The sequence below is a fragment of the Streptomyces lonarensis genome, assembly GCF_012033735.1.
Lineage (GTDB): Bacteria > Actinomycetota > Actinomycetes > Streptomycetales > Streptomycetaceae > Streptomyces > Streptomyces lonarensis.
This window is the reverse complement of record NZ_JAAVJD010000259.1, coordinates 1-7,103: the sequence shown is the minus strand read 5'-3', so window position 1 is coordinate 7,103 and position 7,103 is coordinate 1. Positions and strand designations below refer to the sequence as shown.

At 74.1% G+C, this 7,103-nt stretch carries 8 protein-coding genes; 5 read left to right on the top strand and 3 right to left on the bottom strand.

Annotated features, from left to right (window positions below):
• Nucleotides 1-67 precede the first annotated feature (67 nt).
• The 3 genes from HCN56_RS22145 to HCN56_RS22135 all read right to left on the bottom strand — a co-directional run bounded on the left by HCN56_RS22145 (nt 68) and on the right by HCN56_RS22135 (nt 2,718).
• On the bottom strand, nt 68-1,141 hold the full coding sequence (locus HCN56_RS22145; RefSeq protein WP_167973886.1) for a sporulation protein: 1,074 nt from the start codon (nt 1,139-1,141) through the stop codon (nt 68-70).
• 222 nt (nt 1,142-1,363) lie between these two features.
• Nucleotides 1,364-1,645, bottom strand: coding sequence for a hypothetical protein (locus tag HCN56_RS22140; protein WP_167973884.1), 282 nt, complete (start codon nt 1,643-1,645; stop codon nt 1,364-1,366).
• A 590-nt stretch (nt 1,646-2,235) separates the two neighbouring features.
• Nucleotides 2,236-2,718 carry an ATP-binding protein gene (locus HCN56_RS22135; RefSeq protein WP_167973882.1) on the bottom strand — a complete coding sequence of 161 codons (483 nt, stop codon included), beginning with the start codon at nt 2,716-2,718 and terminating at the stop codon, nt 2,236-2,238.
• Nucleotides 2,719-2,965: 247 nt separating this feature from the next.
• Here HCN56_RS22135 and HCN56_RS22130 point away from each other — a divergent pair, with 247 nt between their 5' ends.
• The 5 genes from HCN56_RS22130 to HCN56_RS22110 form a co-directional block, all read left to right on the top strand.
• The gene (locus HCN56_RS22130; RefSeq protein ID WP_167973880.1) at nt 2,966-3,838 is read left to right on the top strand and encodes a hypothetical protein; all 873 of its coding nucleotides are present in this window, start codon (nt 2,966-2,968) and stop codon (nt 3,836-3,838) included.
• Between the two features lie 77 nt (nt 3,839-3,915).
• Nucleotides 3,916-4,671 (top strand): YcnI family copper-binding membrane protein, encoded by a 756-nt coding sequence (locus HCN56_RS22125; RefSeq protein ID WP_167973878.1) that lies wholly within the window; start codon nt 3,916-3,918, stop codon nt 4,669-4,671.
• A 370-nt stretch (nt 4,672-5,041) separates the two neighbouring features.
• Nucleotides 5,042-5,704, top strand: a complete 663-nt coding sequence (locus tag HCN56_RS22120; RefSeq protein ID WP_167973876.1) for an SCO family protein — start codon at nt 5,042-5,044, stop codon at nt 5,702-5,704.
• A complete protein-coding gene (locus HCN56_RS22115) occupies nt 5,701-6,183 on the top strand; it encodes a copper chaperone PCu(A)C (protein ID WP_312871365.1) in 483 nt (160 codons plus the stop codon). The genes HCN56_RS22120 and HCN56_RS22115 overlap by 4 nt, the downstream gene beginning before the upstream one ends.
• A 12-nt stretch (nt 6,184-6,195) precedes the next feature.
• Nucleotides 6,196-7,103: copper resistance CopC family protein (locus HCN56_RS22110; RefSeq protein ID WP_167973874.1), on the top strand; the 908-nt coding region annotated here is incomplete at its 3' end.

Below are 7,103 nucleotides of genomic sequence, written 5' to 3'. Positions count from 1 at the left end.
CGGCCGCGCGGTGGCGCGGCCGGGGGCCGGGGTGGGGTGCCGCCGAGGGCGCCGGGCGCCCCCGCGGTCACTCGTCGTCGCCGCCGTCGTCGGCGAGGTCCTCCTCGTCGTCACCGCTGAACGCCTCGTTGAGCATCATGCCGCCGAGGACACCGGCACCGAGCCCGGCGGCACCGGCCGCCACGGCCATCCCCGCGCCGCCGCCCCGGCGCTGCTGCTGCATGTCGGGGTGCATGCCCGGCTGCATGCCCGGATGCATCCCGGGCTGCATCCCGCCCATCTGCATCTGCATCTGCATCTGGTTGAGGAACTCCTGGCGCTGCTGGAGCAGCTCCTGCACCCAGCCGTCGATCTCCGCCTGCCAGTCGCGGGAGGTGACCTCGGCGTGGGGGATGGTGTGCCGCACGAACGGCATCGGCACGCCGCCGGAAAGGTGCTTGTCGGCCTCCAGGACGACGTCCACTCCCTGCGGGCCGGCGACCAGGGTGAGGTCGAGCCCCTGGAGCTGGTCGGCGTACTGGGGCGCTGCGCTGAGCATCAGCTCCTGGTGGAAGGGGAGCTCCTGGTACTGCGCGCCGGTGACGAGACCGGGCAGCAGGACGGTTTGCGCGAAACCGAAGCCCAGCTGGCCGAGGGCCTCCAGCGCCACCTCCTGCGCGGGGAGCGCGGAGACCGTCAGCGGGTCCATGTCCCCGCTGTCCTTGGCGGCGGCGATCGCCAGCTCCGTGCGGACTCCCAGCTCCAGCCCGAGGTGCTGGCCGTACAGCTCGTTGAAGGGCGTCTCGGCGGGCAGCGGCATCGAGAAGGGGTGGACCTGCTTCTCACCGGCGGCGATCCGGAAACCGCCCGCGACGACCTGACGGCCGAAGACGACGGGCTTGCCGCCCTGGGCGCCACCACCCATGCCGCCGCCCATACCGCCGAGACCGCCGCCCATGCCGCCGCCCTGCTGCTGGCCGGGAAGCTGCTGCGGGGTCGCCACGAGCTCCAGCACGATCTGCTGGATGTCGAACTCGGCCTCACCGCCCTGGACGTGGACGTCACCCTGGACCGTTCCCCCAGGGGTACCGCTCCCGGACAGAACGGTATCGACCTTCGGCCCACCGACCCCGAAGGTTCCGAGCAGACGCTTGAACACCATCCCGGCGTTCACTCCTTTGTGTCGCGCGTCATGGACGCGTGCATGTCCCGGGGATGCCGTGAGGCGCCCCAGCAGCCGCCGAGTACAGGGGGCGCGGCGGCACACCAAGACAACTACCGGGCATGTGGAGTCAGTTCCCACCCCCGGGGACCACCACCCGAAAGATTCAGGACACAGGAGGGTCCCACCTGCCTGTCGCGGTCAAGATGATCCGCCCGGAGTTCACCGCAACCCGGGTTCCGGCACCGGTCCCGCCAGGAGGTGGCGGCCGCCCGCTGCCTGGCCGAGGACCCCGCGCGCCCCAGGCCGGCAGAGGCAGTGGCTCGCCGCCGGCCTCGCTGCCTCGCCGCCAACCGGCTCGCGGCGCCCGTCATCGGCCTGGACGGTCGAGCTGTCGGCCGAGATGCCGCTCTGCGCCCGCACCAGGGAGGGCCACGTCGCACCGCTGATCTCCCGGGGCGCCTCGGCCGAGGGCGGGGCCTCGCAGTACCTGAGCTTCGACATTCTCGCCTGGGCAGGCCCTGCCTAACGGTCGAGATGTGTGAGTGTGCTGATGACCGCCCGCCAGACTGCTACGGCCAGCCCGGCCACCCCCAGCGTGAACTGGCGCGTCTCCCCCCGGGTGGTCGTACGAGCTCCGCCCCCGGCTCGGTTGCGGCGTCCAGGTTTGCGCGACTTCGCCATCTTGTCTCCCCGCTAGTGGATGAACTACTGGGTGCGCGTGAACTCTGGTTAGAAACGAGCGGGACTGCGAGACGTCACGGCCGACCTGCACTGGCGTCTCGCAGGATGCAAGGCAGCCCGCGTACGCGGCGAAGCGTGCGACAGTACCCAGCGCCGCTCCCCGCACACGCGGGGGTGTTCCCTACTGGGTGCGCGTGAATGGTGCTGAGGCACCCTGCTCCCCGCACACGCGGGGGTGTTCCCTACTGGGTGCGCGTGAATGGTGCTGAGGCACTCTGCTCCCCGCGCATGCGGGGGTGTTCCCGGGCCGATCGGGGCGGGCATTGCCCCCGGCCGGCTCCGGCCGGCTCCGGCCGTCGCACCGCCGCGCCGCCCCGGGGTCGGGGGCGGCGCGGCGGTGTCGTGTGGCGTCAGGATGCCTGGAGCAGCGAGTCCTCTCGCCATTTGAGGATCTTGTCGAAAGAGATGACCGCGCCGCCGTCGTTCGGTTGGTTGTCGTAGCGGACCCGGTCGGAGAGCGCCTCGATGAGGCGGAGGCCGCGACCGTGCTCCATCTCGTGCTCGACCTGCGTCATGGTCGTCGCCGTGCCCGTGTCGAGGATGCCGCCGAGGGGGTCCAGCTCGCCGAGGAGTCGGCCGAGCGGGAATCCCGGTCCCGAGTCGGTGACCTCGATCCGGCAGATGTCACCGTCGATGGAGGCGGTGACCTGGTAGACGCCCGAGTGCCCGCCGTGCTGGACCGCGTTGGCGCACGCCTCGGTGATGGCGAGGGACAGTTCGTGAGCGATGTCCGCGTCCACGCCCGCCGTGTCCATGGCGCCGGCGAGCAGGCGGCGGGCGAGAGGGACGCTCGAAGCCTCGCGACGCAGCTGGAGAGACCACCGGATGCTCATGGCTCCTCCTTCCCACTTCTCGTCCGCGCGGCGACAGTCGCCGCCCGGCACTCGTAGTTATTGCCGATCGACCCGGTTCGTAAGCCCGGCCGCGTGGTAGTACCGCCCGATCGGCGGATATACGGGACAGATGGGTCGATATAGCCACACGGTTCGGGGTCGGAGATCGGACGAAAGATCGCACAGCTGGTCGAATGTCGGCCCCGGCGGCTGTTCGGGGAGCCGCCGGTGAGATGATGCTGCCGCTATGCCTGCCGCCCTCGATGTGCGCCTGATGCGGGCCGCGCTCTTCGCCGCGGCCTGCTGTGTGCTTGCCTCGACCGGCCACGTGCTGGCGGCCGGCTCCGGCATCGAGCCGTGGAAACTCGGCGCGGGCTGGCTGGCCCTCTTCCTGGCGATCCTGCCGCTCGCGGGCCGGGAGCGCCGGTCGCTCCCCGGGATCGTCGCGGTCGTCGCGGGCTCGCAGCTGCTGCTGCACGTGCTGTTCGGCCTCGGCCACGGCGCGGCGGCCGGCGGTGCCGACGCGGCGGCCGGCCACGCCGGTCACACCGGCGGCGCGGGTGGCGGCGACGCGGCGGGCGGCGGCGGTGTGCTGAGCATGGCCGCCAAGCTGCTGTGCAACGACGAACTCCTCAAGCTGACCCCCGCCGAGGCCGACCGCATCGTGACGGAGGCCGGACTGCGGCCACCGCCGATGCCGGACGGCTCCACCGCCGACGTCCTCCCGCAGGCGGCGGGCGGACTCGCCGCCGTTCCCGGCGAGGTGGCGGCGGCACTGGTCGCGATGACCGCCCCGGCCATGCTGGCCGGGCACCTGCTCGCCGCGCTCGCCGCCGGTTGGCTGCTGCTGCGGGGCGAGGCTGCGCTGTGGCGGCTGATCCGGCTCTCCGGCGCGGCCGTCGCCGCACTGCCGGGCGCGCTGCGCGTCGCGGTGGCGGCGGCGCTGCTGCTCTGCGGCCGGGCCCCCGCCGCGCCCGCCGCACCGGTGCGGCCGCGGGGCACCGGGCACCATCCCCCCCCCGCCACCTCCGGACGGGTCCTCAGCGACGCCGTGGCCCGGCGCGGACCTCCGGCCGCGGACCGCGACCGGTCGACCGACCGGCTGACCCTCGCGGCCTGACGAGCGCTTTCTTCTGGTGGGGACGGCGCCGTCCTGGCGCGCGTCCTCTTTCCTTCACCCAGGACCCAGGAGTACCCATGACCACCCCCCTCGTTCGTCGTGCCCGCGTCGCCCTTGGCTGCGCCGTCGCCGCCGGTGCCGTGCTCGCCATGGCCGCGCCCGCCTCCGCGCACGTCACCATCGACCCCAAGGAGGTGCCCGGCGGCGGCTACGCGACCGTCAACGTCAAGGTGCCGAACGAGCGTGACGACGCCTCGACCGTCGCCGTCGAGCTGCACCTCGACCCCGACCACCCGCTCGCCTCGGTCCAGCCGCAGGCGGTGCCCGGCTGGGAGGTCGAGGTCGAGACGGCGGAGCTGGACGAGCCGCTGGAGGTCCACGGCAGCCAGGTCACCGAGGCCCCCAGCAAGATCATCTGGACCGGTGGCGAGATCAGCCCCGGCACCTTCCAGCAGTTCCCGCTCTCGGTCGGCCGGCTGCCCGAGGACGTCGACCAGCTGGTGCTGAAGGCGATCCAGACCTACGACTCGGACGAGGTCGTGCGCTGGATCGACGACCCGACCGACGGCGCCGAGTACCCGGCCGCGACCCTGACGCTCACCGCCGGTGCCGACGACGGCCACGGCCACGGCGGGGACGACGAGGCGGAGGGCGCGGCCGCCCCCGACGCGGACTCCGACGACGAGGGGACCGCGACCGCCTCCGGCGCCACCGTCGACTCCTCGGCGTCCGACACCACCGCCCGCGTGCTCGGCGGTCTCGGCCTCGCGGCCGGTGTCGCCGGCGCCGTCGTCGCCTTCCTCGCCCTGCGCCGCCCCGGCGCCGGTTCCTGACCGCGACACCCGGAACCCGGTGGGCGTCGCCGCACAGCGGCACCACGCCCACCACCGGGTACCGGCCGGGCGTCGGGTCCACCGGGCGGGGCCGTCCCCGCCCGGACACCCGCACACCCGCGCCCCCGCACACCCGATGCCCGGCCGCCCCGTGCGGGGCACGGCGCTCGCCAGCCGTGCGCCGTGTCCCGCCCGGGGGTGGCGGTCCCGCTCCCGCGCGGAGCGCCCCGCCTTCCGCGCCCCGCCTTCCGCGCCCGACACCCGCCGGCTCCGACGCCGCGGCCGCCCCGTGCGGCCGCGGCCGGGCCGGCACCCCGGCCGCTCACCGACCGGCCGGTCACGTACAGCACCACCCAGGAGAACGACCACCATGAAGCTCCGCACCACCCGCGCGGCCGTCGCGCTCACCGTGGCGTCCGCGCTCGTCCTGACCGCCTGCGGCGGCGAGGACGACACCCCGCCGGCCACCGTCGTGGACCAGGACAACACCGGCGCCGCCGACCCCGACAGCGGCACCGTGCTCGACACGCCCTTCGCCAAGCCCGCGCTCACCCTCACCGACACCGACGGCGAGGAGTACGACCTCGTCGCGGAGACCGAGGGCGTCACCACGCTGCTCTACTTCGGCTACACCAACTGCCCCGACGTCTGCCCGCTGACGATGAGCAACATCGCCAACGCGGCCGCCGAGCTGACCGAGGAGCAGCGGGAGCGGCTGAACGTCGTCATGGTCACCTCCGACCCCGAGCGCGACACCCCGGAGTCGCTCGGTGCGTGGCTCCAGGCGCAGGACCCCGACTTCATCGGCCTCACCGGCGACTTCGGCGAGATCCAGGAGGCGGCGAGCTCGCTCGGCGTGCTGCTGGAGGAGCCGTACGTCGAGGACGACGGGGCGGTCATCTCCAGCCACGGTTCGCAGGTGCTCGCCTTCCTGCCGGGCGACGACAAGGCGCACGTCCTCTACACCGAGGGCGTCACCACCGAGACCTTCGAGCGCGACCTGCCGGTGCTCATCGAGGGGGAGACCCCGTGACCCCGCTGCCCCGCGCCACCGGCCGACGGCGCGTCTCGATACGCCGGGCCGCCCTCGCGGTGGCCGCCGCCGGGCTGCTGGCCGGCGCGACCGCCTGCTCCTCCGAGCCGGACGGGCCCGAGCTGTCGGTCAGCGGCGCGTTCGTCCCCGAACCGGTCAGCGAGGCGGTCGCCGGCGGTTTCCTGGTCCTGGAGAACACCGGCGACGAGGACGACGCACTGGTGGGCGCCGTCAGCGAGATGGCCGACAAGGTCGAACTGCACGAGACGGTGGAGAACGCGATGCGCCCCGTCGACTCGCTCGCCGTCCCGGCGGGCGGTTCGCTGGAGCTGGCGCGCGGCGGCAACCACCTGATGCTGCACGGGCTGACGCACAGGCCCGTCGAGGGTGACACCGTCCCGATCGAGCTGACCTTCGAGAAGTCCGGAACTCTCACGATCGACGTCCCGGTGGCTTCCGCGACCCACACCGGTAGGTGACCGTAGAGCGTCATGGACACCCCCCACCTCTTCCACGCCCCCCGGCTCCGCGCCGCGGCGGCCGCCCTGCTGCTCGCCGTCACCACGCTGGCCGCGGTGCTGCTCGCCGCCGCGCCCGCCGCCGCCCACGCGTCGCTGCTCGGCAGTGACCCGGAGGACGGCACCGTCCTCGACGCGGCGCCGGCGGAGGTGGTGCTCCACTTCTCCGAGGACGTCGCCACCTCCGCCGACTCGGTCCGCGTGCTCGACCCGGACGGTGTCCGGGTCGACACCGGGCCGCCGGAGCGGCGGCCCGCCGAAGGGGGCGGCACCTCCTACGGCGTACCGCTCGGCCCCGACGTCGCCGACGGCACCTACACCGTCGCCTGGCAGGTGATCTCGACCGACAGCCACCCGGTCGCCGGCGCCTTCACCTTCTCGGTCGGGGCGCCGTCCGAGACCAGCGTCGTGGTGGCGGACGGGCCGGCCGAGGACGCCGCCGTCGCGCTGCTGTACGACACCGGCCGGTACGCCGCCTACTCCGGATACCTGCTGGTGGTGGGCGGCGCCGCCTTCCTGCTGTTCTGCCGCCCGCCCGCCGCCCGGTCGGCCGTCGTCCGCAGCGTGGTGACCACCGGCTGGGCGCTCGCGGCCGGTGCGACGGCGGCGCTGCTGCTCCTGCGGCAGCCGTACATCACCGGCGGCGGCATCGGCGAGGTGCTGCGGCTCGCGGGGATCACCGAGGTGGTGGACACACGGACCGGGGTCGCGCTGCTGGCCCGGCTCGCGGTACTCGCGCTGGTCGCGGTGTTCCTCGTCCGGCTCTTCCGCGTCCCCGGCGCCCGGGGCGCCGGTGCCTCCGACGGTGCGCCTGCCGCGGACGGTGCTGCCACGCCGGACGGTGCGCCCACGCCGGACGGGGCCGCTGCCGCCGGCGGCGC

Excerpts from the sequence above, each read along its gene's own strand:
- HCN56_RS22145 (WP_167973886.1), bottom strand. The coding sequence starts at position 1,141 with ATGGTGTTCAAGCGTCTGCTCGGAACCTTCGGGGTCGGTGGGCCGAAG.
- HCN56_RS22140 (WP_167973884.1), bottom strand. The coding sequence starts at position 1,645 with ATGTCGAAGCTCAGGTACTGCGAGGCCCCGCCCTCGGCCGAGGCGCCC.
- HCN56_RS22135 (WP_167973882.1), bottom strand. The coding sequence starts at position 2,718 with ATGAGCATCCGGTGGTCTCTCCAGCTGCGTCGCGAGGCTTCGAGCGTC.
- HCN56_RS22130 (WP_167973880.1), top strand. The coding sequence starts at position 2,966 with ATGCCTGCCGCCCTCGATGTGCGCCTGATGCGGGCCGCGCTCTTCGCC.
- HCN56_RS22125 (WP_167973878.1), top strand. The coding sequence starts at position 3,916 with ATGACCACCCCCCTCGTTCGTCGTGCCCGCGTCGCCCTTGGCTGCGCC.
- HCN56_RS22120 (WP_167973876.1), top strand. The coding sequence starts at position 5,042 with ATGAAGCTCCGCACCACCCGCGCGGCCGTCGCGCTCACCGTGGCGTCC.